This window comes from Escherichia sp. E14S1, from assembly GCF_004211995.1.
Lineage (GTDB): Bacteria > Pseudomonadota > Gammaproteobacteria > Enterobacterales > Enterobacteriaceae > Escherichia.
This window is the reverse complement of sequence record NZ_RHJQ01000017.1, coordinates 29,445-55,273: the sequence shown is the minus strand read 5'-3', so window position 1 is coordinate 55,273 and position 25,829 is coordinate 29,445. Positions and strand designations below refer to the sequence as shown.

Annotated in this window: 24 protein-coding genes and 1 pseudogene; 19 read left to right on the top strand and 6 right to left on the bottom strand. The window is 43.5% G+C overall.

What is annotated here, in order from left to right; translation table 11 throughout:
• The first annotated feature begins 117 nt into the window (after positions 1 to 117).
• Both D9734_RS23600 and D9734_RS18450 read left to right on the top strand, forming a co-directional pair.
• Positions 118 to 378, top strand: coding sequence for an Ig-like domain-containing protein (locus D9734_RS23600; protein ID WP_240730454.1), 261 nt, complete (start codon positions 118 to 120; stop codon positions 376 to 378).
• Positions 338 to 763, top strand: coding sequence for a hypothetical protein (locus D9734_RS18450; protein WP_240780414.1), 426 nt, complete (start codon positions 338 to 340; stop codon positions 761 to 763). The genes D9734_RS23600 and D9734_RS18450 overlap by 41 nt, the downstream gene beginning before the upstream one ends.
• A 331-nt stretch (positions 764 to 1,094) precedes the next feature.
• On the opposite strand, the gene D9734_RS18445 is transcribed toward D9734_RS18450, so the two are convergent.
• From D9734_RS18445 to D9734_RS18435, 3 genes are all read right to left on the bottom strand, one after another.
• Positions 1,095 to 1,622, bottom strand: a complete 528-nt coding sequence (locus D9734_RS18445; RefSeq protein WP_165382768.1) for a polymer-forming cytoskeletal protein — start codon at positions 1,620 to 1,622, stop codon at positions 1,095 to 1,097.
• A 1,188-nt stretch (positions 1,623 to 2,810) separates the two neighbouring features.
• Positions 2,811 to 4,232 carry a hypothetical protein gene (locus D9734_RS18440; protein ID WP_130209559.1) on the bottom strand — a complete coding sequence of 474 codons (1,422 nt, stop codon included), beginning with the start codon at positions 4,230 to 4,232 and terminating at the stop codon, positions 2,811 to 2,813.
• Between the two features lie 2,362 nt (positions 4,233 to 6,594).
• The gene (locus D9734_RS18435; RefSeq protein ID WP_130209653.1) at positions 6,595 to 7,587 is read right to left on the bottom strand and encodes a RepB family plasmid replication initiator protein; all 993 of its coding nucleotides are present in this window, start codon (positions 7,585 to 7,587) and stop codon (positions 6,595 to 6,597) included.
• 569 nt (positions 7,588 to 8,156) lie between these two features.
• On the opposite strand from D9734_RS18435, the pseudogene D9734_RS23595 reads away from it, so the two are divergent.
• The 4 genes and pseudogenes from D9734_RS23595 to flhC form a co-directional block, all read left to right on the top strand.
• Positions 8,157 to 8,303 (top strand): annotated as a pseudogene (locus D9734_RS23595) (IS3 family transposase); the annotation flags it as partial.
• Positions 8,304 to 8,628: 325 nt separating this feature from the next.
• On the top strand, positions 8,629 to 9,261 hold the full coding sequence (locus tag D9734_RS18430) for a response regulator transcription factor (RefSeq protein WP_130209557.1): 633 nt from the start codon (positions 8,629 to 8,631) through the stop codon (positions 9,259 to 9,261).
• Positions 9,262 to 10,370: 1,109 nt separating this feature from the next.
• Entirely contained in the window at positions 10,371 to 10,718 is a 348-nt protein-coding gene (gene flhD / locus D9734_RS18425; RefSeq protein ID WP_130209555.1) for a flagellar transcriptional regulator FlhD, read from the top strand.
• A 10-nt stretch (positions 10,719 to 10,728) separates the two neighbouring features.
• Entirely contained in the window at positions 10,729 to 11,280 is a 552-nt protein-coding gene (gene flhC / locus D9734_RS18420; RefSeq protein ID WP_130209553.1) for a flagellar transcriptional regulator FlhC, read from the top strand.
• A gap of 122 nt (positions 11,281 to 11,402) precedes the next feature.
• Here flhC and flgN read toward each other — a convergent pair whose 3' ends face one another.
• The 3 genes from flgN to flgA form a co-directional block, all read right to left on the bottom strand.
• The gene (flgN, locus tag D9734_RS18415) at positions 11,403 to 11,849 is read right to left on the bottom strand and encodes a flagellar export chaperone FlgN (RefSeq protein WP_130209551.1); all 447 of its coding nucleotides are present in this window, start codon (positions 11,847 to 11,849) and stop codon (positions 11,403 to 11,405) included.
• A gap of 15 nt (positions 11,850 to 11,864) precedes the next feature.
• Positions 11,865 to 12,158, bottom strand: a complete 294-nt coding sequence (flgM, locus tag D9734_RS18410; protein WP_130209549.1) for a flagellar biosynthesis anti-sigma factor FlgM — start codon at positions 12,156 to 12,158, stop codon at positions 11,865 to 11,867.
• Between the two features lie 68 nt (positions 12,159 to 12,226).
• On the bottom strand, positions 12,227 to 12,925 hold the full coding sequence (gene flgA / locus D9734_RS18405) for a flagellar basal body P-ring formation chaperone FlgA (protein WP_130209547.1): 699 nt from the start codon (positions 12,923 to 12,925) through the stop codon (positions 12,227 to 12,229).
• 277 nt (positions 12,926 to 13,202) lie between these two features.
• Between flgA and flgB the strand changes: the two genes are divergently transcribed.
• The 13 genes from flgB (at position 13,203) to D9734_RS18340 (ending at position 25,767) form a co-directional block, all read left to right on the top strand.
• Positions 13,203 to 13,616, top strand: a complete 414-nt coding sequence (gene flgB / locus D9734_RS18400) for a flagellar basal body rod protein FlgB (protein ID WP_130209651.1) — start codon at positions 13,203 to 13,205, stop codon at positions 13,614 to 13,616.
• Positions 13,617 to 13,624: 8 nt separating this feature from the next.
• Positions 13,625 to 14,029, top strand: coding sequence for a flagellar basal body rod protein FlgC (gene flgC, locus D9734_RS18395; RefSeq protein ID WP_130209545.1), 405 nt, complete (start codon positions 13,625 to 13,627; stop codon positions 14,027 to 14,029).
• A gap of 10 nt (positions 14,030 to 14,039) precedes the next feature.
• The gene (locus D9734_RS18390) at positions 14,040 to 14,753 is read left to right on the top strand and encodes a flagellar hook capping FlgD N-terminal domain-containing protein (protein ID WP_130209543.1); all 714 of its coding nucleotides are present in this window, start codon (positions 14,040 to 14,042) and stop codon (positions 14,751 to 14,753) included.
• A 33-nt stretch (positions 14,754 to 14,786) separates the two neighbouring features.
• Positions 14,787 to 15,995 (top strand): flagellar hook protein FlgE, encoded by a 1,209-nt coding sequence (gene flgE, locus D9734_RS18385; protein ID WP_130209541.1) that lies wholly within the window; start codon positions 14,787 to 14,789, stop codon positions 15,993 to 15,995.
• 9 nt (positions 15,996 to 16,004) lie between these two features.
• A complete protein-coding gene (locus D9734_RS18380) occupies positions 16,005 to 16,742 on the top strand; it encodes a flagellar basal body rod protein FlgF (RefSeq protein ID WP_130209539.1) in 738 nt (245 codons plus the stop codon).
• A gap of 23 nt (positions 16,743 to 16,765) precedes the next feature.
• Positions 16,766 to 17,548, top strand: coding sequence for a flagellar basal-body rod protein FlgG (gene flgG, locus D9734_RS18375; RefSeq protein ID WP_130209537.1), 783 nt, complete (start codon positions 16,766 to 16,768; stop codon positions 17,546 to 17,548).
• Between the two features lie 55 nt (positions 17,549 to 17,603).
• Positions 17,604 to 18,317: a flagellar basal body L-ring protein FlgH gene (locus tag D9734_RS18370; RefSeq protein WP_130209535.1), complete on the top strand. Its 714-nt coding sequence runs from the start codon at positions 17,604 to 17,606 to the stop codon at positions 18,315 to 18,317.
• Positions 18,318 to 18,385: 68 nt separating this feature from the next.
• Positions 18,386 to 19,447 carry a flagellar basal body P-ring protein FlgI gene (locus tag D9734_RS18365; protein WP_276319617.1) on the top strand — a complete coding sequence of 354 codons (1,062 nt, stop codon included), beginning with the start codon at positions 18,386 to 18,388 and terminating at the stop codon, positions 19,445 to 19,447.
• A complete protein-coding gene (gene flgJ, locus D9734_RS18360; RefSeq protein WP_165382767.1) occupies positions 19,447 to 20,397 on the top strand; it encodes a flagellar assembly peptidoglycan hydrolase FlgJ in 951 nt (316 codons plus the stop codon). The genes D9734_RS18365 and flgJ overlap by 1 nt, the downstream gene beginning before the upstream one ends.
• Before the next feature lie 98 nt (positions 20,398 to 20,495).
• Positions 20,496 to 22,133 carry a flagellar hook-associated protein FlgK gene (gene flgK / locus D9734_RS18355; RefSeq protein ID WP_130209531.1) on the top strand — a complete coding sequence of 546 codons (1,638 nt, stop codon included), beginning with the start codon at positions 20,496 to 20,498 and terminating at the stop codon, positions 22,131 to 22,133.
• 36 nt (positions 22,134 to 22,169) lie between these two features.
• The gene (flgL, locus tag D9734_RS18350; protein ID WP_130209529.1) at positions 22,170 to 23,105 is read left to right on the top strand and encodes a flagellar hook-associated protein FlgL; all 936 of its coding nucleotides are present in this window, start codon (positions 22,170 to 22,172) and stop codon (positions 23,103 to 23,105) included.
• A gap of 96 nt (positions 23,106 to 23,201) precedes the next feature.
• The gene (locus D9734_RS18345) at positions 23,202 to 24,854 is read left to right on the top strand and encodes a methyl-accepting chemotaxis protein (RefSeq protein WP_130209527.1); all 1,653 of its coding nucleotides are present in this window, start codon (positions 23,202 to 23,204) and stop codon (positions 24,852 to 24,854) included.
• Between the two features lie 175 nt (positions 24,855 to 25,029).
• Positions 25,030 to 25,767 (top strand): RNA polymerase sigma factor FliA, encoded by a 738-nt coding sequence (locus D9734_RS18340; protein ID WP_130209525.1) that lies wholly within the window; start codon positions 25,030 to 25,032, stop codon positions 25,765 to 25,767.
• Positions 25,768 to 25,829 lie beyond the last annotated feature (62 nt).

Sequence of the window (25,829 nt, the reverse complement as noted above, 5' to 3'; positions counted from 1 at the left end):
ACAGGTTAGTATATAAGCCATAAATAACATCGGATTTCATTTAATTTTATTAATATCCATAGTGTTCCATTCTACAGGAATAAAAATATTAATTTTACCAGCAATGAGGGGTTGTTTATGAATGCAATTACCGGTGTTTTAGTGGATGGATATATTTTTGATATTAAAAATTATATGATTGATGATTATCATTTTCCTAACACTCTGTTCCCTGGTGCTACCTTTAAGATGGTCATTGATGATGACCCGGCCAACAATACTAACGTAGCCTGGAAGTGTATTCCTGATAAAATACTGACTGTTAGTCAGGATGGCACAGTGACCTTTCCGAACGTGGATGAAAGTTGTTGTAGTAAATCGTTTTATATTTTTGCTTAGTGAATTTTTGTCAGGATATACCTTTACTGTAAAACGTTATTTTAAATATAGCACTGAAATTTATCACACAAAAGAAGGGGCTTTAACATGGATTGCAAGTGTAAAGGGACAACTTCCAGCACGGCGCGATATTAATGATTCCGATTTGAACAATTATGAACAATATAACAGGCGCGAGGTTAATACCGGCCTTTATCAGGAATGGGGCACATTGGCTAATGTTGGATGGAAATTAGAACCACAGTTAGATGGTTACTGTCGCATTTATACGGCTGAAAACGATGAATTTTATTGTGCAGAGAATAATAGACTAGATCAGCTCACTGATTCTGGGTATATCGTTCAGGCAGTAGCATTCTATGGCGAGCCTATAGCCAAGTGGTGAGAAAGGTTAAATTCCTTTGCTCACTGTCATTTTCATTATTGTAAAGTAAACAACCACTAAAATTATCAAAATACACGCAGTAAAAAAGGATCTTATAAAGATCCTTTCTTGCGCTATCCATACAGTCCTTATCCTTACCAAACCTGTCTGCAACACCAGACCGTACGAATGAGGACGTTTGAGGTACAACCTTACTGCATTTCGCTCGTTTTTATGCTCCAGGAAATCTGAAGCGTTTAACGTTCATAGCAGGAATCGATTACCTGTCTGTTGTAAATCCTGACCAGGCACTTTCACCAGTTACAGTTCTTAAATTGCAACCATGTGCAGATTATCGCTTCTCGCGTGATGCACATTTTTCTGGAACAACAGTGACGCTCTCACTTTTTAGCTCGACAATTTTTTGTTTTACGGGAGCCTGAGTTAATACTTCAGCTTTACCTGTAAAAACACCCCCTTTCTTAATAGATAAAGAAATATAAACCAATGTTCCATCCAGACGGCCATTTTCATAAATATCAACAGAATCAGACTGACAATGCCCTTTTATATTACCATCCACAATTAACTCCCGGCTGGTAATATTTCCTTCCACGACACCATTGCGCATTATTTTCACCAACCCATCCTTAGCAATTACGTTCCCATTCACACAACCATAGATGTATATTTGTTTATTAGAATTTATATTGCCATCAAAGACGACATCACTGGCAATAACCGTGCTATCTGTCCCTGTCTCATTAGCTGAATTTCTGTTTTCCATTTTTTTTACAGTACTACCGACGTCTACAACACTTTCCGGTGTTGAAAGTATTTCTAATTTATCTTTTGCTGCCTTAGATTTGTTAAACATCATGAGTATCCTTTTCTGTAAAAAATGCGTTGAGAAAGAAAAAATTATGAGAAAAAACAATATCACTGCGATAAAAAACTTTCCTGAATACCAGAAAAATAATGCCAGACTCCAGGAAATGATTCCCGCATTCAGAAACATGTTGTTCGCTGTATAATTATGAGAAATAGAGTTCATCGGTGAAATCATCTGTAAACGATATCTTCGGGAAGATGCTTATCCCAAATGATGTTAAGGCAAGGTAACTTCCCCATAAATACAGTCGCCATTACTGTGATTGTGTACGCTACCTCATCCCACAATAACTGTGATGTATTGCTTCTCATCTCAACATATTTACTTTGATTTACAATAATCATGGACCGGGACATAACATACCTTCTTCAGTGGTTATACGACTGCAATGAGGATCGCTGCCGCAATGTACATTGACTCACTGTACAAATCGGCCCAGGGGGAAAATTCTAAAGGGTTGAGGTCATGCGCTAAACGGTAGGTAACCAGAAAGTGTCGTTGGCCATCTGAACAGAGATAATATGCTCTCCACAGAACATGACAGCCGATGGCGTAAAAAGTATCGCAACAATAACAACACATGAAGGGTGTAATGATGGGACTATAGCCTGATGGCGGCTCACGAAAGAACAGGGGTAGTTAGTTGCCAGCTGCCCACCATGGGTATAAACGCGGTGGTCCTGGATACACGCTATCTTGAATCACCTTAACTGGTTGAGAGATGGCCAGTTTTAGTTAATCAATACAAATCCACGTTAAGCGTTATGTGTTGATATCGATGCGAAGGTATTGAGAAAGTAGTGAGCCGTACAGGGTTAGCCTACCGGACATCATGAAACCGGCGCGAATGCCTTCGCCCCTGTACACCCATCATATGCGAAAGTGACCATGCTTAGGGCATAAAAAAACCGCTAATGCGGTATATGGCACGATGATTGTCGGGAGGCTAATCCCGGCCGCAGATTTACTACAGCACTGGAATATTCTACCAATGGCACATTTATGTCAATTCGGGTAATTACCGGGGAGTTATTCAAATGGTTAATGAGTCAACGCTAAGTCAGGCATTGCCCATGAGCCCCTGATCAGCAAGTCATCCATAACATCAGGAATAGAGAAAGATATGAGCCAGACATTAGCTGCTCGGGTTCTTATAAATAATCAGTAACAGCCAAATCAACCTGAGCTAATAGACCTTATAAGTTCAGAAGCACTATTCTTATAATTAGTTACTAACTCAATGATCTGTTTAACTTCAAAATAAAGAGAAGGATCAACTACAGGAATAACATCATTACTCTTACATATAAATTTAGTTTTCTCACTACCTGAATAACAACGTTCAGCCTCAGCAAGAATAGATATTACTGAACCGCATTCAATATTGTATTCTATTAAATTTCCATTTAATGAGATAGCAGGGATCCTGAATTTTGATTTGATTTTATCATTACCATCTATTATCAAACCTTTTGATTCAAGATATTTTTCCATTACTGTAACATAATCAGTACCCAATGCTTCCAACCCTGCAACTATCGCAAAGATGTTCTGTATATTATTCTGTATAATCAATGTGTTATCTAATAATTTTTTCGCATATTCTATATATTGCAAGGATGATTTTTGCCACTTTTGATACTCTTCGTTTCTGTTTTCATTTTCCTTTTTTACAACATCTATATATTGATAAATTTCCCTAAAATCCCCCTCTCCCCCATTCAGTTCGAAAATACCAGAAATGCCTCGCGTTATATCGTGCAGTAATATTTTAATTGCTTCATTGAGCTTATCATTTGCTTTCTGGTAACGTTTTGAACGTATTAAAGCTTGTTGGCGAGTTTTCTCTAATTTTTCTGCGATTCGAGCATTAACAACAAAATCACCTTCAATTGTGGATTCAGGGAAGGCCGGATAATGATATTTTTTGATAAGTGACAGAGCGTAAGGTTCTTTGCTTACATCTACCACCTGAACAGGAAATTGAACCAGTATTGGCAGGTCATCGCAATAATGTGATGACGTCTCACTACGAAAAGCTAATGTCCCGTTAATCCCTAATTTTTTTACACAATGGTCGTCAACGCTACACATAGTAAAGTATGCGTCTACTAACTGAAACCTCTTCAACAACCGCTGTCGGCAATCAGAATTTTTTGCTATATCCAGCAATCGGCATAATAGCCGGTAGTTGCCGTAACCAGACTTATCATTTGTAGATACCAATAAACTCAAACTGAGACAGGCCTGTGAGACCAGGTGACGCAATGCTTCAACATAGTTTTGTTGAGCAAGTTCTTTTTCTGCGCTTTCAGATAGTTTTGCTATTTGCGAAGATACCATTAATAAACCAGCAATTACCTTCGCTTCTTTTTTCTGCGCCTTGCCAAAATCAGGGCTAATTGTACGCATGATAATATTGAGACAGTTATGAATTGCATAATCAGCAATAGCATCAGCCCTGCAAAAATCGACGTTTACCCCTGCAACATCCAGCTGATATTTTGTCGAATACGTTTCAATTCCATCCAATGCAGCGGTTTCTAAATGACTCATCGCACATACAGTAGAGCATACCTGGACATATTTTTCTGACATATGCGATTTTCTCCCTTCAAAAGGATCGGCACACTAAGCTGATATGTCTTAACACGACTTAACAAGCACAGAACACATCATCAGTTGCGATCCCGACGCTTAATCCTTACGGTTCTTTTATTCAGATTTTCCAACGTTAACGTTAATAAAATAAAAACTGGGTCAAACAGCCATCATGGCAATACTGTCGCAAGGTGAACAGTTCAGTATTTATCTAAACGTTTTTTGCCTACATACCTGAAAAGTACATGAAGGATTATTGGTACATAGTAGCCATTACATTCCGAAATAAAGCTCTTTTCTATCAGGTTGTTGCCTTACTGTAATCTGCCATTTAGTCATGCTGACTTATACAAAGCGATTTCATGTTCTACTGAACCGCCTTTTTCATTCATGATGATTAAAATCTTTCGCCAACCTTCAGTGTAAGCAATCCATTGATTTACTGAATTTTTTCAAAAAATTTCAGGTTGAAATCGTCAACATTAGCATTCGTGTACTTAAGGTTCCTCTGTCAGTCATTAACCATACGTTGGTCCACACCTTTAACAGATGCGTTTTATAACAACGTTTCATCATTTAACAATGTTAAGTGAGATTTTTATTGATAAAGCGACCAGGTAGCTATTTGCAGGCAGTAAGAAAAGCGCATCAACAGACTTTATAGCCCAAAAATTTGAGGTCAGAACTCAATCCGTAAATTCCACTTTCAGTTCCGGCGCCAATGAGTCGAGAGTCACAATAGGTATAATGTGTTAACAATCACTGAATGATATTTCAGCCCTCTTCACCCTGGTGATTTCGCCATAGAGAAAACACAAATAAAGCTTTGATTTATAGCGTTTTTTACTGCCGATTTCAGGGTGAAATCGACACACGGTTACTCAGTGCAAACTATTATTTCATACATAACTTTATAATTTTTTTTACCAATGAGAAATATGGCAGAAATGGATACTACGTCCACATATCAGCCATATTAAATGGAGTACCTTTCCACATATGACATAAAAAAAGGACTAAGCATCTCGATCAAAGAAAAGCTATCTTCACACAGCGGGCTAAGAACGTAAGGAATGAATTAATAATGACAAGAAGAAAACAATTAAATAGCCTGCTAAAAATCGGGCGACATCATGGGGGAAGCTTTTCAACTTACAGACTGATATGAATCAAAAAAGAATAACACACATATGAATAACAGAATTAAAGGGTAATTAGCCAGAAAAGACGGTTCAAGTTTTGATGTCATTTCTATAAAAGACCAATTCAAATTAATACTATAGATAGTAATCTTATACTCTGGCTGACCAGGATAATGAAGGATTGTCCTTATGATAAACTATAGACAGAACATACTTATTAAGGATAAATAAGCTACAGTGAGTAATAAGCATCTTTAATATGCATGAGCATAAGTATGATCATCACCAGGCTCTAACCTAGAATGCCAGGATATAGTTATCGTTTTGAATTATTTATTGTTTATTCATATATTGATTTTAAATTGCACAAACATTCGTACGCTCAAAAGAGCAAGAAGCCAGAGCTATCAAAGCAATCTGAACCAGATCATGATGCATAAGCTATAGAGAGAACAGATGTTGTAAGAGATATCTTCAGATTAGCTCTGTTATTTTGAAATAACATATAGATATAAAAATACATATGATAAATGATACAGATATAACAGGCACTTTCGTTAATCAGACAACATTATATCCTCATCGCTCAAACCAATATAACAGTGTGTCATAAGCACTTTATCAGCTTTCTTACACTCTTACCTGATAACCACGTCCCGAACTTTGGCCTCTGAGCTTTCCTGTCTTTATCTTTTCTTTAGCTGATGTTTCTCAGCATATCAGTACGTTAGTTTCATTTAAATAAACTATAGGCAGCAATATAAACTATAGAGAGTAACCTATGCTATAGGTAGTAACATAAACTATAGAGAGGGAGTAGTGTCGATTTTTAAGATTAATATAAGCTATAGCGAGTATAAGCACTAAGGCAAAAAACAAGTAACTATCTGATTTATATTGCATTAATAGTATTTGTGTTTACTTTTTAATCTGCTTATTACTTATTATATTTAAATCAGTAATCCTTAACTTGATGCAAACACCATTGAGCAGAGCAAAGGTCGTCAAAATCCTATGTAAAACCAGGCTTAAAAGAAATCAATAGTGATGCAGAACAGCACCACTATTGATGTAAGAATGAGAGGGGATGTATAAAACACATTAATTTTCAGCTAGTTATATAAAAAACTGAAGATATCAGCGTTGCAAAATCGAAAGACACTATCCGATTAAACATAAACTATAGTGAGTATTCAGTCCATTCTACTGACTACAGCTTATGTTTTATGAAGGTTCAAAAGAGCTTCCAAATCTTTGAGATCAATCCCCAGCTTTTCTAGTAACTTAACTTTTTCAATCAGAGAAGGATCAACCGAGTCATTTGTATGCTCAGGTTGTTCATAGGCTTCACTATCAGAGCGGGGAGCTTTTAACTTAGGCCTGCGATAATGCACGTTAAAATACACACTCCGTCCACGTTGCAGCTCCGTGTAATCCAGATATCCGATCTCTTTCAGCTGCTCCATTGCCCTGCGAACCGTCTGATTTTGCGAAAAAACAGGCGATTTCAGGTTTAGCCTGGCGCGCAAACGCGCTATTGAGATAGGTGCAGGATTTTTGGGCAAGCTTTCGATATAGGTGTACAGAGCCTGCGCGGACTCACGCCGCTTAAGCGCGTTTATCGCTTTTAACTGCAACAGAACTTTTCGGTCAAACTGATAAAGCTCAAATAATCGGGGGTCAGCCTGGAGTATGACGATATCTTTAGCTGTGTCGTAGTACGCGGATTGAACCAAATGCGTCGTATATTCTTTAGTCTGGCTGGTAAACGAAATGACTGTCCCGGCAATCCGTTTTAAGGAAGGGCTGATACGTTCACGAAGCTTTTTAGACGATCGGCTTGACGGGATCCCGCAAAGCTTTACAAATTCAACAAACGAAAGCTGAACCTTATCACCTATAACTTTATGTTTTGCAAAAGAATGTATGATTCCCACCCAGGTTTTGAAATCATTGTCCATATCCAGTCGCGGGCCAATGATTTCCACTTTGTCAAAACCCTCAGCCTTAGCAAGTGAGAGTCTGGTCAACTCTTCAGTGGCATCTGTCGTTGAGAGTGTATTTTTTTTACTGTTTTTAAGCGATTTGAGGGTAGGCACAAATACCCCCAGGCGCATTAGCGCAACAGGCTGTACAGTGTTATTAGCGTTCGGAGTAAGAGATACAACTTCTCCTGTTCGCTTATCTACTTCATCAAAAAAATCTTTAATATCAATATCTTTTTCCAAAATCAGCTCCAAGTTTGGGCACCCAGTCCATATAACCGAGCTAATAGCACAAGAAAACAGCTGTTGATATGCTGTGCGTAACCTGTGTATACACCTGTATAAATCTATAAGGGCATCCGTATGTCATTATAAAATAAAGAAAAAATACATTATCGCTATCGTTTAATTTTATAGAGAGTGCTCACTATAGCTTATACAGACTGCAAACTACAGCCTGGGTTTATCTCGCTACAGCATATATGAATGCAGGCTATAGTTTATAATTTACAAACTATAGCTTATCAAGATCGCCCGGAAGTCAATGTTGACGGAGGCTACAGCGATCTGGGATCTATTTAGGATCTTAAAAGGATCTACTTAGGATCAACTACTGTGATCTAAACGAATAAAGTAATTATGAGTAATGAGCAGAAAAGTTCATCGCCAGAACCCGGGAATGACAAGAGACATCAGCTGATTATCTGAAGGTAAAGTGTGCCAGGCAATCATCATCAACCTGAGGCCACATACGATTACTACCGGTACGCATCATCTCGTACGACGGGAAGACGTCCTGTAATACCCTGTAAATAGCGCTGTAGAGACGTGAGAGGCCTCAAAACGTCACAGTACACTGATGTGGTAGCCAATACGGTTCAACTGACTATCAGGCGCTGCTGGAGCAGCATAATCTGTACAGACGAATGAGCAAGAAAGGTTACTGGATGATAAAACTGTGTGAAGAAAAGTCACAATTGGAAGGTATTAAACAACAAATAAACATCATAAAAAATAACTCAATAGCATTGAACGAATAACAACAACAAAAATTGAGATCATATATTTATGAAAATAAAAACAGAGCTTATTACATTAAGCACATAGTTAGTCATTAATAAATTATCAGAAAAATATAAAAGTAGTTATGAACTATAAATCATATTTCCATCATGACTATATAACTAGTCCTATTTACAATCAATAGGGTTAATCACCTAAAATTTATAAGGTGATCCAGGGATTTGCCGGAAAAGGAAGAAGACAATGAAGAAAATTAGTGTGGTGGTAGCTGATAAATATCCACTGATGTTAAAGGGAATAGTAACATTCTTATCAAAGTATCCATCTATTTATGAAGTATCATCTACCTTCACTGATGCTCTGAGTGCAGCTGAGTATTGTTCACAATATCAGCCAGATGTATTGATTCTTGGTGAGTTCTCTGACGGTCTGGGGGGCATTGAACTTATACGCTGGATACACTCTATGAGAATAAAATCAAAATTAATATCATATATGGAAAAAAAACCATATATAGATGCAAACAAATTCATTGATGCCGGTGCTATGGGGGTTGTCTGGAAGACCAGTCCTCCTGAAAATTTAAACCACGCGATTGAAAATATTTATAATAATACTCATTATTTCGATGATGGTTTGCTTCAGACATCGCCCGTCACAAGAAAACCCGTCCCTTGTAATTTTCTGACTATGCGTGAAAGACAAATTCTGCAACTTATTGCAGATGGGCAAACAAATAAACATATCGCAAAAATTTTGGACGTCAGTAATAAAACTGTTGAAACACACCGCTTAAATCTGATGAAAAAAATGGATGTTCATAGTGGAATTGAACTTCTAAAAGTAGGTCTGAGAATGGGTGTATGTACCATATAGTGTATAAGGGAAAGGTATAGCGCCTGGTAGTTAGTATAAATTTCGCTCGTTTCGGGTGTTTTTAGCTCTATAGGAGTAAGAGCCTGTCAAGGAAAGCGTTGTCAGAATACTGTCACTGTAGTGGTCATATGATTGTGACCACTATTCTACGGCAAGAGCAATAACCGCACTCTGATTCTTCACATGTCAGCCCGCCGTTGGAAAAAGAGAGAGCCGACACAATAGTCGTCGCCCACTACATAACCTCTGTTTTACTGCCAGACCTTGTCTTTAGTCGCTTAACCATTTACGGGACCCCATTTTGTTTCCAGACGTCTGAAGAGCTCTTCATGGCGCTTTTCGTCCTGCTATTCCCTGCTGACTGGTGATGCAGCCCCTGACGTTTTCGTCTGAGATACTCCAGCCAACGTTTATCACTTCACTGTCTTTCCTGTCTGAATAACCTGATATCAACGAAAATCGGCAATGCATACAAAAATGGGTATTTGTCTGATAACTCAACTGAAAGGTGGATGACAGCTTTTAAGAATGAAATCTCTCTAAGCCAGTTGAATTTACTGTAAAGTATCATTTGTTAGTACAAGATACTTAATTACAACTTAAATATCATTAGGAATGTTTTTATAGTACACACGTAACATCTTGTTTATATTAGAATAATATTTTATCATGAAATGATTCCTAAGGTCTTTTGATAGCGAGATCATTTGTTTAAAATCTAACTCATGAAATAACTCAACGGCATTTTGCTTTTCTGGAAATAACCCATAGTTATCACCATTCATAAGAGTTATGACCTTTTATGTAAAATTGAAATCATCCTCACAGTGCTGTGATGCCATCTCGACCTATCATAAGAGTGGCATGTCTGCGTATATACTATGATTTTTTTCTTTTAAAATAATATGTTAGATGATTTTTTGCACTTAATAGCAGAAAACCATAGGTTTCCCAACACCAGGATATTATTTTGAAGCAGTCATCTTTAAATATTTATCAGTAAGCCAACCTGATGTGTTCAGTAGAATCAGGCGATAATATAATGTTTTATTTTGTGTCTAAATATTAATAGCTGGGCTCAATAAGAGTCTGTCTGGAGAAATAACATAATGAATGCGATTGAACTTTCTGAACAATCACAAGCAATCCATGATTTGAATCTGACTTACCTTTTATTGGCACAACGATTAATTTTGGAGGATAAAATATCTGCCGGCTTCAGACTGGGACTAAATGAAGCGACAATGGAATCTCTGGTGGGTTTATCTCTTCCTCAGTTGATTAAATTATCGTCTACCGGACAATTAATTTGTCGTTTACGTATAGACAGTGAAATGATACTTAATTGTTTAACCAGAGATTCAAGGATTGATGCTCTGCAACGTATTCACACTGGAATTATTCTTTCCACAGAATTACTGGATTCATTGTCCGAACAGAAAAACATTGCCATCTGAGGGTACGATTATGAGTGATAAAAGCATTATTAATGAAGTTAAGGATGCTCAAATTGCAATGGAACTGATTAATCTTGGCGCAAGAATGCAGGTTCTTGAAAGTGAAACGAATCTGAGTCGTCGGTGGTTATTAAGACTTTATAAAGAAATTAAAGGGTGTTCGCCTGCAAAAGGTATGCTGCCATTTTCTGCTGACTGGTATATGTCATGGGAACAGAACATTCATTCTTCGATTTTCTATAACATCTATCGCTTTTTGCAAAAGAAAAACTTTGGCCGTCCAGTCGAAGTCATGCTTAAAGCTTACCGACTGTATCTGGACCAGATTCAGAAGGAATCCGGTGAGAAGTCTATCCTGAGCTTAACCAGAGCCTGGACGCTGTTACGCTTCATTGACTGCGGAATGGTAGAATTGACGCGTTGTTGCGGTTGCGGTGGCAGTTTTGTCACAACACCAGGATACAGTTTGCACACCTTTACCTGTAGCCTGTGTTTTCCACCTTCTCGCGCAAGCAAAAAAATGAAAGAACAATCAATTGAACATGTAAGCCATGAGATTTAATGAAAACTAATACGCATATCTTCCTGCCATCTGTGGATTTCAAATGCACAGAATGGCAGGGATGGGGGCGATTATAAAGACGTGGAGTGACAGAGGTTTTCTGGCTGCTATCTTCACCAGACTCATACAGAAATCCGGTAACTATTTCCAACGTGATGATGAGAATGATCGCCGTCTTCTCCATAAAGTGATGGCATATTTCCAGTCTGAACTATTAATTTTCGCAGAGTGGTTACTCTTTCCATATGGATTTCGAGTAATTGATTACTCCTTTGATTCAAATCACTTGCACGACGTAGCACCAAAGTAATCCCTTCCCAACGAGTGGCAAGTCTGGCATTATTTTTATAAGGAATATAAAGCTGTGCATTTTTTTCTGCATGCTTACGTTCTTCATCATAAAAATTAATTGCAGCCAACAAACGACTTTTATTATCAGAGATAACCTGAAGCGAGACTGGATTTATTCTCGCGCGGCTGAGCTGGGAAACTTCTTCCAGCAAGGTACCTTCCAGTTCATCAAGAAGTGTTTGCAATTTAATAAGATTTTTTTCTAACTGAACTTTCACTTTGTTACTCCTGGTTTATGAAAATCGAATAATCTCATCAACCAACCGGGCGGCGATATGATCACTGTCCAGGGTTAATTCACCGGCGGCTATTTGCGCAGAGATTTTGGCGAGGCGGGCGTGGTCTACATCGTTGGAATCATCTGAGGTAAATCTGTCAGACAGATGACTTAATTCAACATGCACACTGGCATCTTGATCGTCGGATCGCAGTGATCCACCCTGCGGTTGAGGCTGACGTGAATCCGTTGATTGTCGGATGTCAGCTCCCTGTACAGGAGAGGTCTGGCAAATACGCTCGATACTCATAGTTATCCTGATTCGAAATAATAATGAATGGGTACTATGTATATCGGCGTACAGGGAAATAACTGAAGTCAGTCGTTCTGGCTGATAAATGCCTTACCGTTACCTACGGCTGTCGCCAGCAGGGTTTGCCCGGAGTGCATTTGTACGCGAAATGACTCTCTGAGGGTTGCATTGTCTAATGCTTTTCCGGTGGTATGAATCTCATAATCATCGCCTTTGGTCATCACATCAACTTTTTCACCTGTGTGGATCACCCATTGCTGGCGTAGTTCGCTGAAAGTCAGAGGATGATTTGGTTGTATCCATCGGGTTGGCGTTGCACCAATAATCTTCTGTGGGTCGAGGATGAGATCGGCTGGAAGATGGTCAATATTCCCTCGTTGTGACTGGATATCATTCTGACTTACCGTTTGCCCAGGTGTAAGTTCATGTGCTGCCAGCCAGTATGTCGCCGTGGCACTTACAGAAACCTGGATGAATTTCTGATGTGTTCCGCAAGAGGCAATAATGCTGTGATTGCCGCTTAGTTTTTTTGTATGGCCAGGTAAACGTAATGCCGGGTTTCCACAAAGTGTTGCCAGTTGAGTGGTAGGGGTCAGGATCGTAACCTGTAATTGTGGCATTCCCTGACTATAAGGGGCCAGCAGCAATGCGATACGCGACGACAGCGACTGACCGGTTGACTGTGAGGCATGAGCCAAGATTGTCAGATTAAGATAAACGATCAGGAAAAGTAATAAAACGAGGGGTAAACGTTTAAATAACATTTGTTATCGACCTTTCGTCAGAAAAGCTTTCGACTTAAGACATGCACAATAATATATCCTGAGAAGCAATTTTTTTACTCGCTAATGTGATGCCGTAAAAGCGTTTGTTTGCAGGATAGACATTTCAAAATATATCAAAGTGTTTTTTGTATGCCATTTTGGGGAACAATCTGGTTAATTGACGTCATTGCTGTCGCATATTTGCGTTATGGTTTTTTCGACTTCTCACCATAAAATGCACCGCAATATTGTTAATAAACAAGAAAGGTTTTATCTCATGCTGGATAAACTCGACAGTGAATTCCGGTTTCAGCAGCATGCGTTGAGTCTGCTGACGCAACGCCAGGGCATCCTTGCTTCTAATATCGCGAATGCTGATACACCAGGATATCTCGCACGGGATATCGATTTTTCGCAACAGTTAAAGGAAGCCGTTAACCGCAGTCAGGCGACTGACAATAATATGAGTCTGACGGTCACCTCTGAAAGACATATTGCTGACAGTACGCATTTAATGACTGATCCACGACCTCTTTATCGTATACCCGATCAACCCAGCGCTGATGGTAATACCGTAGATATGGATCGCGAGCGTGTTAATTTTGCAGATAACTCAGTGAAATATCAGTCCAGTTTAACGTTTCTGACATCACAGATTAAAAACATGATGACGGTTGTTAGTCAGGGATAAATAAAATTATGTCACTTCTAAGTATTTTTGATATTTCCGGTTCAGCGATGGCCGCCCAGTCTCAGCGTCTGAACGTCAGCGCCAGTAATATGGCTAATGCCGACAGTATCGCCGGGCCGGACGGTAAACCATATAAAGCCAAACAGGTCATTTTTAGCGTTGATCATGCTGCGGATCAGGAGATCGGCGGAGTGAAAGTCAGTGATGTGGTGGAAAGCGATGCGCCGGATCGTCTGGTCTATGACCCTGACAACCCTCAGTCAGATAACAAAGGCTATCTCCATATGCCGAATGTCGATGTGGTGGGCGAAATGGTTAATACCATCTCAGCTTCCCGCAGTTATCAGGCCAATGTCGACGTAATGAATACCGCGAAAACCATGATGCTCAAAACACTGACTTTGGGTCAGTAAGGAAATAGTAATGTCGGTTTTACCCGTCATGACACAACGCAGTTCTGCCGCAGTTAATAAAGCCAGTCAAGCAGCAACCAGTAATAGCGCGGCCTCCGCCACCAATGGCAGCAGCGCCGAAGATATTATGAATAACTTTATGCAGTTGCTGGTTGCGCAAATGCAGAATCAGGACCCCACCAATCCGATGGATAACAACCAGCTTACGACTCAGCTGGCGCAGTTTAATACGGCGGCGGGTGTGCAGCAGTTGAACGGCACAGTGAATAGCGTCGGGATGCTGGTCACCAGTATGCAGCAGATGAATGCTGCCGAATGGGTAGGGCGCCAGGTATTGGTAGAAGGTGATACCACTGTTTCTACCGCACAGGGTGGCAATAATCAGTTTGCGCTCTCTGTCAATCAGGATGCGAGCGACGTCACTGTCACGCTGACTGATGATGCAGGAAATGCTTACACCGGAAAATTGAAAGATGTTAAAGCCGGCGTGCATGAATATACCCTGGACGATCTCAGTGATTTCGAGCCTTCCGATCCACGCACAGTAAGCGATACGAATTTTACCGTTTCGTATTCCGCTACCAACCCGGACGGCAGCACTCCTGACATCGTGTCGCTGAAAAAATCAAAAGTAGACAGTGTTTCTTTCACCCAGACAGGGGCTGTTCTGCAGTTAGGTAATGATGAGACGGCCACGCTGGCCAATGTCTATCTCATTGAATAATCAATTTCATTATGTTGTTTTTCGGGAAATAAAATGAGTTTTTCACAAGGTCTTAGCGGGTTAAACGCCGCATCACAGGCGCTGGACGTCGTCGGCAACAATATTGCCAACTCGCAAACTGTCGGGTTTAAGTCCGGCTCTATTTCATTTGCCGACGTGTTTGCAGGTTCGCAAATCGGTATGGGCGTTCAGGTCGCTGGCGTTGATCAGAATTTCAGCGATGGTGTTCTTGGCGCTGGCGCCAGCCCGCTGGATATGGGTATTCAGGGCAATGGCTTCTTCCGTATGGAAACCGAAGCGGGGAAAATATTCTATAGCCGTAACGGTCAGTTTAAGACCGATGCCAATGGCTATATCGTGAACAGTCAGGGGATGCGCCTGAGCGGTTATATGGCCATTGGTACACCGCCAACTGTCCAGGCTGGTTCACCGGTCGGGCCTTTGCAGATCCCAACGGGCGCGATGCCGGCAAAAGCCTCTAATGCAGGTAGCCTGAGCGGTAACCTGGATTCCGGAAATACAAAAATTGATACAGTAACGCATCCGTTTAAAACGACTGATGGCGATTCCTATAACTATTCTACCCAAGTGAATGCGTATGACAGCCAGGGTAATGAGCATGCCATTAATGTTTATTTTGTCAAAACGGCAGATAACACATGGTCCGTCTACTCTAATGACTCTACCGCTCCGGGCGCTACACCGCAAAAACTTGACATAACATTTGATTCCAGCGGAAAGCTCGTTACGACCCCCGCAAATCTGAAAGTCGATGGCGCTTCGTACAACGGTGCCGCAGCACTTAACTTCGATCTCGATTTATCCAAACTGTCGCAGCAGGCTTCCGATAACTCGATGGATAGCCCGGAAACTACGGGTTATGCGCCGGGTACGATGACGGGTTATGTCGTTGGCGATAACGGCCAGATTGTTGCTTCTTACAGCAACGGGCAGCAGCAGTTACTGGGCCAGGTTGTTCTGGCTAACTTCAATAACCCAGGCGGGCTGCAGCCAGCAGGGAACAACTGTTGGTCTGCGAGCCCGGAATCCGGCCAGCCGGTCGTTGGGATTTCTGATACCGGGAACCTCGGTACGCTGCGCGGTAACGCACTGGAAGCCTCAAACGTGGATCTGAGTAAAGAGATGGTCAACATGATCGTCTACCAACGCAACTATCAGTCCAACTCTCAGACCATCAAAACACAGTCTGAAGTCCTGCAAACGCTGGTTAACCTGGGTTAATAGCAAAACATGGATCACGCGATATATACCGCTATGGGGGCCGCAACGGCGGCCCTCGATCGCCAGGCCGTGGTGTCTGATAACCTGGCTAATGCCTCGACGCCGGGGTTTCGCGCACAGATTGCCGCTTATCGTGCCGTTCCGGTAGACGGCCCGTCAATGGCGACCCGCACGCTGGTGACCGAATCGACTCCTGGTAGTGACTACTCCTCGGGAACAGTCGAAAAAACCGACCGCACGCTGGATGTCGCGCTGCCAAAAGAAGGGTGGCTGGCAGTACAACTGCCGGATGGTACCGAAGGTTACACCAAAAACGGCAATATCCAGATGACGGCGGACGGGCAACTGCAAGTCCGTGGTCTGCCACTGATGGGCGATGGTGGTCCGCTGACCGTACCTACTCAGGCAAAGTTAACTATCGCGCCAGACGGCACCATTTCTGCGTTGGGTGCCGGTGAAGAACCGTCAGCCGTAGCGCAAACCGGGCGCATCAAGATTGTCAATGCGCTACCAGGCGAACTACAGCACGGCGATGACGGTGTATTCCATACCCGTGATGCCAGTTCGCTGGCGGCGGATACGAGTCTGCAGCTTATGCCGGGGATGCTGGAAGGCAGCAATGTCAGCCCCGTCAATTCAATGGTGAACATGATCACCACCGCGCGCAGCTTTGAAATGAATATGAAGGTCATCACAACCGTTGATGACAATGAACGTAACGCTAATCAGTTATTGAGCGCCAGCTAATCACTGGTAAGGAGTAATAACGCATGATCCGTTCCCTGTGGATTGCAAAAACGGGCCTGGAAGCACAACAGACCAATATGGATGTTATATCCAACAACCTGGCTAACGTAAGTACCAATGGTTTTAAACGTCAGCGAGCTGTATTTGAAGATCTGTTGTACCAGACGCTACGCCAGCCGGGCGCTCAGTCATCTGAACAAACCACTATTCCTTCCGGTTTACAGTTAGGAACAGGGGTAAGACCGGTGGCCACTGAGCGAATTCATAGCCAGGGCAGCCTGGCCCAGACCAACAACTCGAAAGATGTGGCTATTGAAGGGGATGGATTCCTGCAAGTTATGATGCCGGATGGCACCACAGCGTATACCCGTGATGGTTCGTTCCAGCTTGATCAGAACGGTCAACTGGTGACTTCCAGCGGTTATCCGGTTCAGCCGGCGATAAACGTACCGCAGGATGCAAAATCTATCACCATCGGCAACGACGGTATTGTCAGCGTCACCATTGCCGGGCAGGCGCAGCCACAACAGGTTGGGCAGCTTACCCTGAGTACTTTTATCAATGATACCGGTCTGGAAAGCATTGGTGAAAACCTGTACCGGGAGACGCAATCTTCCGGTGCACCGAATGAAACAACACCTGGTCAGAATGGCGCAGGTACGCTGCGACAGGGCTACGTGGAAACGTCGAACGTCAACGTGGCCGAGGAACTGGTCAACATGATTCAGACTCAGCGTGCCTATGAGATTAACAGCAAAGCTGTCTCTACTTCGGACCAGATGCTGCAGCGTTTAACGCAGCTTTGATTTGTGCCTTTGAGCCGCAGGTGGTTTCGCGGCTTTTTTTTATTATGTGATCGTTATGACCTATCCGATAGATTCTGGCCGCTTACTGCGGCGTCTGTTAACGCATGTTGCCCTGGTCGCGCTTCTTTCAGGATGCGCGTATATCCCTCATAAACCGTTGGTCGAAGGTGCAACATCTGTGACGCCGCAGATCCCGTATCAGCCTGCTAATAATGGCGCGATTTTTCAGCCTGGCGGCACGATGAACTATGGCTTTCAGCCGATGTTTGAAGATCGTCGCCCAAGAAATGTGGGTGATACATTGACCATCGTGTTGCAGGAAAATGTCAGCGCCAGCAAAAGTTCGTCTGCCAATGCTTCTCATGGCGGTTCGACAGGGCTTTCATTCAAGACAATCCCGCACTTTATCGAAGGATTGTTTGGTGGCGATCGGGCTAATACGGAGATCAGCGGTAAAAATGAATTCTCGGGTAAAGGCGGTGCGGCTGCTCGAAATACTTTCAGCGGTACGCTCACCGTCACGGTCAGCGATGTCCTCGCTAACGGCAACCTGCGCGTGGTCGGGGAAAAGCAAATAGCGATAAACCAGGGGACTGAGTTTATCCGTTTCACCGGTGTGGTTAACCCACGGACAATCAGTGGTAGCAATACAGTGGTTTCCACGCAGGTTGCCGATGCGCGTATCGAATATGTTGGTAACGGTTATATCAACGAAGCCGAACAAATGGGCTGGTTACAGCGTCTGTTCCTGAATCTTTCTCCGTTCTAAAGGTGTCGGTGATGAATCGTTATTTTTGGCATAAATTTACCCGTCTGACCGGCCTGTTATTGTTAATTATGCTCTCCCTGTCGGTCAGGGCAGAGCGTATCCGCGATTTGGCTTCGTTGTCAGGTGTGCGTGGTAACTCTCTGATGGGGTACGGTCTGGTCGTTGGTCTGGATGGTACAGGCGACCAGACCATGCAAACACCGTTTACGACGCAGACGCTAAACAACATGCTTTCGCAGCTGGGGATCACCGTCCCGCCTGGGTCGAGTATGCAGTTGAAAAACGTTGCTGCAGTAATGGTAACGGCAGAACTGCCGCCTTTTGCCCGTGCGGGTGAAAAATTCGATGTGGTCGTCTCGTCTATGGGTAACGCCAAAAGTTTGCGTGGCGGCACATTGCTGATGACGCCGCTGAAAGGCGCGGATAATCAGATCTATGCGCTGGCGCAGGGCAATTTGCTGGTTTCCGGCGCCGGAGCTCAGAGCCGCGGAAGCAGCGTACAGGTGAATCAGCTCAACGGCGCACGTATTACCGACGGCGCAACCGTTGAACGTGAAGTACCGATGGATTACGCCAACCAGCGCCCGTTAAAACTGTTGCTTAACGCGAGTGATTTCTCTGTTGCCCAGAAGATTAGCGACACCATTAATCGCCGTTTCTATTCCGCAGCTGTGGCTGAAGATGCGCGGACAGTAAAACTGTATGCGCCAAATGGCGAGGCTGCCAGAGTCCGTTTTCTGGCTGCGGTGATGGATTTGTCACTGAATGTTGGTTCCGGAGATGCTCGCGTCATTATTAACTCGCGTACCGGGTCGGTGGTCATAAACCGCCATGTCACACTTGATACCTGTGCTGTTGCCCAGGGAGATCTGAGCGTGGATATCGCCCATTCCAGTCAGGTGAGTCAACCGGACACGCCATTGGCTGGCGGACAGACGGTAGTTGTGCCGCAAACTCAAGTCTCTGTTCGTGAGCAGGGCGGTTCTTTGCAACGTGTCAGCACCAGTGCCGATTTAAGCCATGTAGTACGGGCGCTGAACAGTCTCGGTGCGACGCCGAATGATTTGATGGCGATCCTGCAAGCGATGAATGACGCCGGTTGCCTGCACGCACGCCTGGAGATCAATTAATGAACAGCCTGTCAATGATATCTAATGGTGCCGCATTTGATGAACATAGCCTTGACGGGCTTAAGCGGGACGTAAAAAGTAATTCGGCAAACGGTCTGAGAGCCGCGGCACAACAACTCGAAGGGTTGTTTGTACAGATGATGCTGAAGAGTATGCGCGATGCCTCGTTGGGAAGCGGGGCGATGGATTCACAACAGTCCTCGATGTTTACTTCGATGTTCGATCAGCAAATTTCGCAGAACATCGCGCAAACGGGGAAACTTGGCTTTGCGGATCAGATGGTCGCCCAGATGGGCGGTGGTGTTCATCCGCATACCGCCACTTCTCAGCCGTATGTCCCGTCCACGTCGCATTTTAATGCGGCGCTGCCTCATTTACCGGCGCATTCTTTCTCGCTATCGCAATTAGTGCCTCGTTCTGTTCGGGAGCTACCCGAAACGGCACTACGGGAAGGGGGCGGTTTTATTTCACGCCTGCTGCAACCTGCTCTGGCCGTTGCCCGCAAAAGTGGGATCCCGCATCAGCTTATTATTGCGCAGGCCGCGCTTGAATCAGGCTGGGGAAATCGTGAAATCCCAACACAAAGCGGCAAACCAAGCCATAACCTGTTTGGCATAAAAGCCGCATCTGACTGGCACGGTGAAACGACGGAAATAACCACCACCGAATATAAACATGGGGTGGCGAATAAGACTAAAGCGCGATTTAAGGTTTATCCGTCTTATACAGCGGCGCTGGAGGATTACGCGTCATTACTGGTTAATAACCCGCGTTACCGACATGTCTGCAATGCCGTAAAACCAGAGGCGGCGGCAAAAGCGCTTCAGTCAGCCGGTTATGCTACCGATCCTGCATACGCACATAAATTAATTAACATTATTCAACAAGTTAAAGGTCGGGCTGAGCATGCTGTGAATGCCTATAACACGGACCTTTCATCAATATTTTAAATACAGTCTTTAGGGAATTTCACTCAGGCCGATTTATTAGTAAAGCAGCGTTTTTATAACCTAAAGATTTCAATCAGCGTCGACATGGCGGGTACTTTATGAATTTATTATATCTGGCTCAGAATGGATTAAGCGCGGCGCAGTGTGCCCTTAACGTCGTCGGAAACAACCTGACGAATGCCGTAACGGCAGGGTATAGCCGTCAAAACATTATGCTTGGAGAAGCGGGCGGCCAGTCTACTAATTATGGTTTTTTTGGTTATGGTGTCGCCGTGGATGACGTTCAGCGCATGTATGACGGATTCCTGAATAATCAGGTACGTGGTGCAACAACAGAATTTACCACCATGCAGGGCCGTTACCAGCAGGTCAGCCAGATTGATGACATGTTAGGGGATGATACCAATAACATCTCCACGACGCTTGGCAATATGTTTACGGCAATGGAAGCGGTCAGTGATAACCCGCTCGATCCTGCTGCGCGTCAGGGTGTATTGTCGCAATTTGAAGCGCTGGCGAATCAGTATCGTTCTAACAGCAAGACTCTGAATGGCCTTGATAAAAATACCAACACGCAAATCAGTCAAAGCGTTGAAGATATCAACTCCTGTACCACTCAGTTAGCAAATCTGAATGCGGAGATCGACAAGATTCATGGCCAGACGGGCGGAATGCCTTCCGATTTACTCGATAAACGCGATCAACTGTTAAATAAACTGAGTACGCAGATCGGCATTAATGTCACGGAAAATAAAGACACGGGCAGTGTGAATGTCTCAATGCAAAACGGCATGTCACTGGTCAATGGCAGTAAGTCTTACAATTTAAAAGCGACTCCGTCAGATAAAAATCCGTCTCAGATGCAGGTTGCTTACATCGATGCCACCGGTAATCCCCAGTTGCTGGATGAAAATGCCACGACAGGTAATCTCGGCGGTTTGTTTAAATTCCGTAATACCGATCTGGTCGATGCCCGTAATCAGCTTAATCAGTTAGCGCTGAAAATGGCGTCGAGATTTAATGAGGTCAATAAAGGTGGCTATGATCATAACGGTAATCACGGTGGCGATATTTTCAGTCTCGATGCTCCGCAGGCAACAGGCTATAACTCTAATAGCGGCAGTGCTTCCCTGGGAGTGACCATAGATAACGCCTCAGCGGTTAATGCCGAAGATTATACTATCACCTGGAATGGCACATCTAATGCCTGGGAAGTGAAAAACAGCGAGGGTAAAGCCGTTACGCCAACCGTTAATCCTGGTGGTTCACTCTCATTTGACGGCATCACCGTGACACCGACAGGTACACCCAATGATGGTGACAGCTTTACGCTGAATCCTGCTTCCGGCGCGGCAGATAGCATTAAAGTGGCGATTACCGATGGCGATGGAATTGCTGCCTCCGACTCGCAAGATGTGACAGACCAAAGCAACAACAAAAATATTGCGATACTGCTCGGTCTTAAGGATGAAAAGATTGTCGGAGATATGACCCTGACCGGTGCTTATGCCAACCTGGTAAGTTCTGTGGGATCGACGGTCAGCACCCTTCAGGCAGAACAGGATACCGCCGGAAAAGCCTGCGACCAGTGGGCAATGCAACAGCAGGCGGTTTCAGGGGTAGATATGAATGAGGAATACGTCAACTTACAGATGTTTTCTCAATATTATCAGGCCAATGCCGAAGTGCTTAAAACAGCTAACAGTCTTTTTGACACACTGTTAAGCCTTAAATAATACGTCACTGACATATTCTATTTTGAGATAATCGCTATGCGCCTTAGCACCAGTTTTATGTATCAGCGTCAGTTAGACAGTATGTCTAAAGCCATGACCAATTATAACGATCTCTCCGTGCGCCTTTCTGCCGGTCAGACTCTGTTGAAACCGTCTGACGATCCAGGTCAGGCATCACAGGCGGTGATGTATCAAAATGCGCTTTCACGTCTGGGCGAGTTTGATACTGCAAGAAAATATGCTCAGGATGCCCTCGGGCAGGAAGATAACACGCTGACGTCTATATCCGGCTTACTGACCGAAGACCTTGCTGGCAAAATTGTTCAGGCGGGATCTGAAACGTACAGCAAAGCGGACCGCGAAGCGCTGGCGACAGAATTATCCGGGATCCGCAGCCGTTTGCTCGACCTGGCGAACAGCAAAAACAGCGATGGACAGTACATTTTTGCGGGCTATAAAACAGGTGCTGCACCGTTTCAGGCCGATGGCACCTACGTTGGCGGTACGACGCCAATGACACAGAATGTGTCAGACAGTACGGAAATGCAGACCGGTACGACAGGTGATGCGCTTTTCCCGACTGATGCGGTAACGGGCGATAATATCCTGCAATCCTTACAGAAGACCATTGACGCGTTAAATAATCTGCCGGAAAACCCGACCAACGCTGACCGTAAAACGTTTGAAGCAACCATTGGGCAAACCAATACTGATGTACATAAAGCCATTGATAACCTGGGAAAAATCCAGGCGCGTGTAGGCTCAAGCCTGCAACAGCTGGAAACGCTGGGAAGCAGTGCTGATACTCAGGCGATTACCGTACAGAGTCGACTGCAGGAATCAACCGGTTCTGACTGGGACACCATGATCAGCGTATTATCTGAATCGAAAATGTCTGAATTTGCTTTAAATTCATCCATGAGCGTTTTTCAGGCAATGCAGCAGCTTTCTATATTCAAAACGCTTGGGTAAATATTGAACCCTGACCTGATTCAGGGAAGGGGAAATATATCTATTATTAGGGTAATCACTTACCAGTAGGGTATTTTTTACTTTGGTTAAGAAATCATGTTAAAACACTTTAATATTTCGACCTGGATGAATATCCTGCTGGGTATGTTCATCTTATTTCTCGTGTTGGTATCCGGTTTGAGTTATGTGAACTCAAATAACGCATCAAGGAATTTTGACAGAGCCATCTTATCTCTGGATAAGAATGAATCTCTGATGATGGCGGCTATCTATACGCTTGACAGTTTCAGCGGAATTAATTCGCTGATGATGCACAATATTACCAAACAAGAAATTACTCAGGATGAAATAGATACTTATCGTGATGTGTTAAATAAATCACGTAAGCTAATCAGCCAGTTTATGGATAAGCCGTTCACCACCCAGGAAGAACATAACCGGGCGCTGGTTGTCAAAAAAAGCTTTGAGGATGCTCTGGACAGAGAAACCAATAAAATGGGATTCATCACGCATCCGGAAGATTATCCAGGCAATATCGTTGCTGACGATATGGACGTGCAACATGCATTACGCACTAGTATTGACGCTTATCTGGACGAAGCCGCTCGTGTTACCAACAAATTTAATGTCGAGTCAGACATAGAAACGCAAAGAATAACCACCATCTCGGTGATTACGCTATTGCTGGGCTTTGTAATATTTTTAGTTTCGCGGATCTGGTTGAAACGCAATCTTTTTCAACGACTTGAGATGGCAAAAGAGGCGTTCAGGGCAATAGCCAGCGGCGACCTGAGCCATCAGACAAAAATTGGTAATCTGAATGAAATCGGCTTAATGCTGGCTGAAGTTGAAAAAATGCGTTTGTCGCTGACGGAAACGGTTAATGGCATCCGTGGCGGCGTGAAGCAGATTTACCATAATGTTCATGAAATTGCTAGTAGCAACAATGACTTGTCATCACGCACGGAAGAACAGGCTTCTGCACTGCAGCAAACTGCTGCCAGTATGGAAGAGCTAAAAATCACCGTTCGTCAGAACGCCGATAACGCCCACAGCGCCAGACAACTTGCAGAAAGCGCCAGCATTAGCGCACGCAACGGCGGTGATGTGATGAGTAATCTTGACGGAATTATGCGTGAAATATCAGACAGTTCCCGCCAGATTGCAGATATCAACGGCGTTATCGACAGCATTGCTAATCAGACCAATATTCTGGCGTTGAACGCGGCAGTAGAAGCGGCGCGTGCAGGTGAACAGGGGCGCGGGTTTGCCGTTGTTGCCGGTGAAGTTCGCAACCTGGCTAAACGTAGCGCAGATGCAGCAAAAGAGATTCGTTTGCTGATTAATACTTGTGTCGCCAACATGAATACCGGTTCTCAGGAGATGGTTGTCGCCGGGGAATCGATGAAGGAGATCGTCAAATCTGTCATTCAGGTTACTGATATCATGGCAGAAATTACCTCAGCTTCTGATGAGCAAAGTATCGGCATAAGCCAGATTGCGCAGGCAATCAATGAAATGGATCTGGTTACGCAACAAAATGCTGCGATGGTAGAGCAGGCCGCTAAAACCACCAGTGATGTCGAAACGAATGCCGGGGAATTGGATAATATGGTTTCTTCTTTTGTTGTCGAAGAAGAAAAAGATAAACGTTCCTGGAATGTTAAAAAACAAACCAGAAAACATGTATTACCTGATGTATCGAAAAAAACACCAATTCAGTCAGATGATGAGTGGGAATCATTCTAAATTAAAATAATAGTAAGATACATATCAGGATAATTATTAGGTATATAAAAGATGAATTTACCTTTGATTATTGAAGTCCTGATATGTTTCACTTTAATCGCTTTTATCAGGCTATGTGATTACCCGGGAATGCCGAATAATAAGCCTTCATTGTAATAATACGGAATATGGTAAAGTGAAGGGGTTATATAATCTGGCTGTAACATATAATAAGAGTGATTTATGGGCGCAATTTGGCGGATTGGTCCGCCACGAAGCCCTTAAATTGCAAGCTCGACTCCCTGCCGGGGTTGAACTGGATGACCTGATGCAGGCTGGTGCAATAGCAGTGATGAACGCAGTCGATCAGTTTGATCCCAGTATGGGGGTGAAACTGAAAGTTTTTCTGGCGCAGCGTGTTCGCTGGGCATTCATTGATGAACTGCGTGAAAATGACTGGGCGCCGCGCCGCATAAGGCGAAAATCGCGTGAAGTTAGCGCAGCGATAGCTCGCGTGGAACAGCGAACCGGCAATGCAGCGACAGAACAAGAAGTCGCAGCGGAACTGGAAATGTCGCTGCAGGATTACCAGACTGTTTTACAGGAAACAAACTCAAGCCTGATATGTTCGCTTGATGAGCTGATGGAAGATGGGGTTGAAGGGTTCGAACTTTCTGAATTTCAAACTGATGAGGAAAATCCTTTAAACGATATTCTGCGTAAAGATCTTATGCAGAAAATTAGTGAAGAAATTCAGCAGTTACCCGAGCGAGAGCAGTTTCTATTAAATCTGTATTATCAGCAGGATCTTAATATGAAAGAGATTGGCCTCTTGTTATCTGTGACAGAAACACGCATCAGCCAATTACACAGTCAGACAATCAAAAGATTAAGAGCAAGGCTTGAAATGCATGCAGATATTAATCTGCAATAACTTGATGTCCTGAGGTTGGTCATTCAGTTACAGATATTATTATCTAATATGTGATTGTCGTA

What these genes read in the sequence shown, in the direction of transcription:
- D9734_RS18430 (WP_130209557.1), top strand. Translation starts at nt 8,629, where the DNA reads ATGAAGAAAATTAGTGTGGTGGTAGCTGATAAATATCCACTGATGTTA.
- D9734_RS18370 (WP_130209535.1), top strand. Translation starts at nt 17,604, where the DNA reads ATGACCTATCCGATAGATTCTGGCCGCTTACTGCGGCGTCTGTTAACG.
- D9734_RS18365 (WP_276319617.1), top strand. Translation starts at nt 18,386, where the DNA reads ATGCTCTCCCTGTCGGTCAGGGCAGAGCGTATCCGCGATTTGGCTTCG.
- D9734_RS18450 (WP_240780414.1), top strand. Translation starts at nt 338, where the DNA reads ATGAAAGTTGTTGTAGTAAATCGTTTTATATTTTTGCTTAGTGAATTT.
- flgC (WP_130209545.1), top strand. Translation starts at nt 13,625, where the DNA reads ATGTCACTTCTAAGTATTTTTGATATTTCCGGTTCAGCGATGGCCGCC.
- flhC (WP_130209553.1), top strand. Translation starts at nt 10,729, where the DNA reads ATGAGTGATAAAAGCATTATTAATGAAGTTAAGGATGCTCAAATTGCA.
- D9734_RS18345 (WP_130209527.1), top strand. Translation starts at nt 23,202, where the DNA reads ATGTTAAAACACTTTAATATTTCGACCTGGATGAATATCCTGCTGGGT.
- flgL (WP_130209529.1), top strand. Translation starts at nt 22,170, where the DNA reads ATGCGCCTTAGCACCAGTTTTATGTATCAGCGTCAGTTAGACAGTATG.
- D9734_RS18445 (WP_165382768.1), bottom strand. Translation starts at nt 1,622, where the DNA reads ATGATGTTTAACAAATCTAAGGCAGCAAAAGATAAATTAGAAATACTT.
- D9734_RS18380 (WP_130209539.1), top strand. Translation starts at nt 16,005, where the DNA reads ATGGATCACGCGATATATACCGCTATGGGGGCCGCAACGGCGGCCCTC.
- D9734_RS18390 (WP_130209543.1), top strand. Translation starts at nt 14,040, where the DNA reads ATGTCGGTTTTACCCGTCATGACACAACGCAGTTCTGCCGCAGTTAAT.
- flgG (WP_130209537.1), top strand. Translation starts at nt 16,766, where the DNA reads ATGATCCGTTCCCTGTGGATTGCAAAAACGGGCCTGGAAGCACAACAG.
- flgB (WP_130209651.1), top strand. Translation starts at nt 13,203, where the DNA reads ATGCTGGATAAACTCGACAGTGAATTCCGGTTTCAGCAGCATGCGTTG.
- flgA (WP_130209547.1), bottom strand. Translation starts at nt 12,925, where the DNA reads ATGTTATTTAAACGTTTACCCCTCGTTTTATTACTTTTCCTGATCGTT.
- flgM (WP_130209549.1), bottom strand. Translation starts at nt 12,158, where the DNA reads ATGAGTATCGAGCGTATTTGCCAGACCTCTCCTGTACAGGGAGCTGAC.
- D9734_RS18440 (WP_130209559.1), bottom strand. Translation starts at nt 4,232, where the DNA reads ATGTCAGAAAAATATGTCCAGGTATGCTCTACTGTATGTGCGATGAGT.
- flgE (WP_130209541.1), top strand. Translation starts at nt 14,787, where the DNA reads ATGAGTTTTTCACAAGGTCTTAGCGGGTTAAACGCCGCATCACAGGCG.
- flgK (WP_130209531.1), top strand. Translation starts at nt 20,496, where the DNA reads ATGAATTTATTATATCTGGCTCAGAATGGATTAAGCGCGGCGCAGTGT.
- flhD (WP_130209555.1), top strand. Translation starts at nt 10,371, where the DNA reads ATGAATGCGATTGAACTTTCTGAACAATCACAAGCAATCCATGATTTG.
- flgJ (WP_165382767.1), top strand. Translation starts at nt 19,447, where the DNA reads ATGAACAGCCTGTCAATGATATCTAATGGTGCCGCATTTGATGAACAT.
- D9734_RS23600 (WP_240730454.1), top strand. Translation starts at nt 118, where the DNA reads ATGAATGCAATTACCGGTGTTTTAGTGGATGGATATATTTTTGATATT.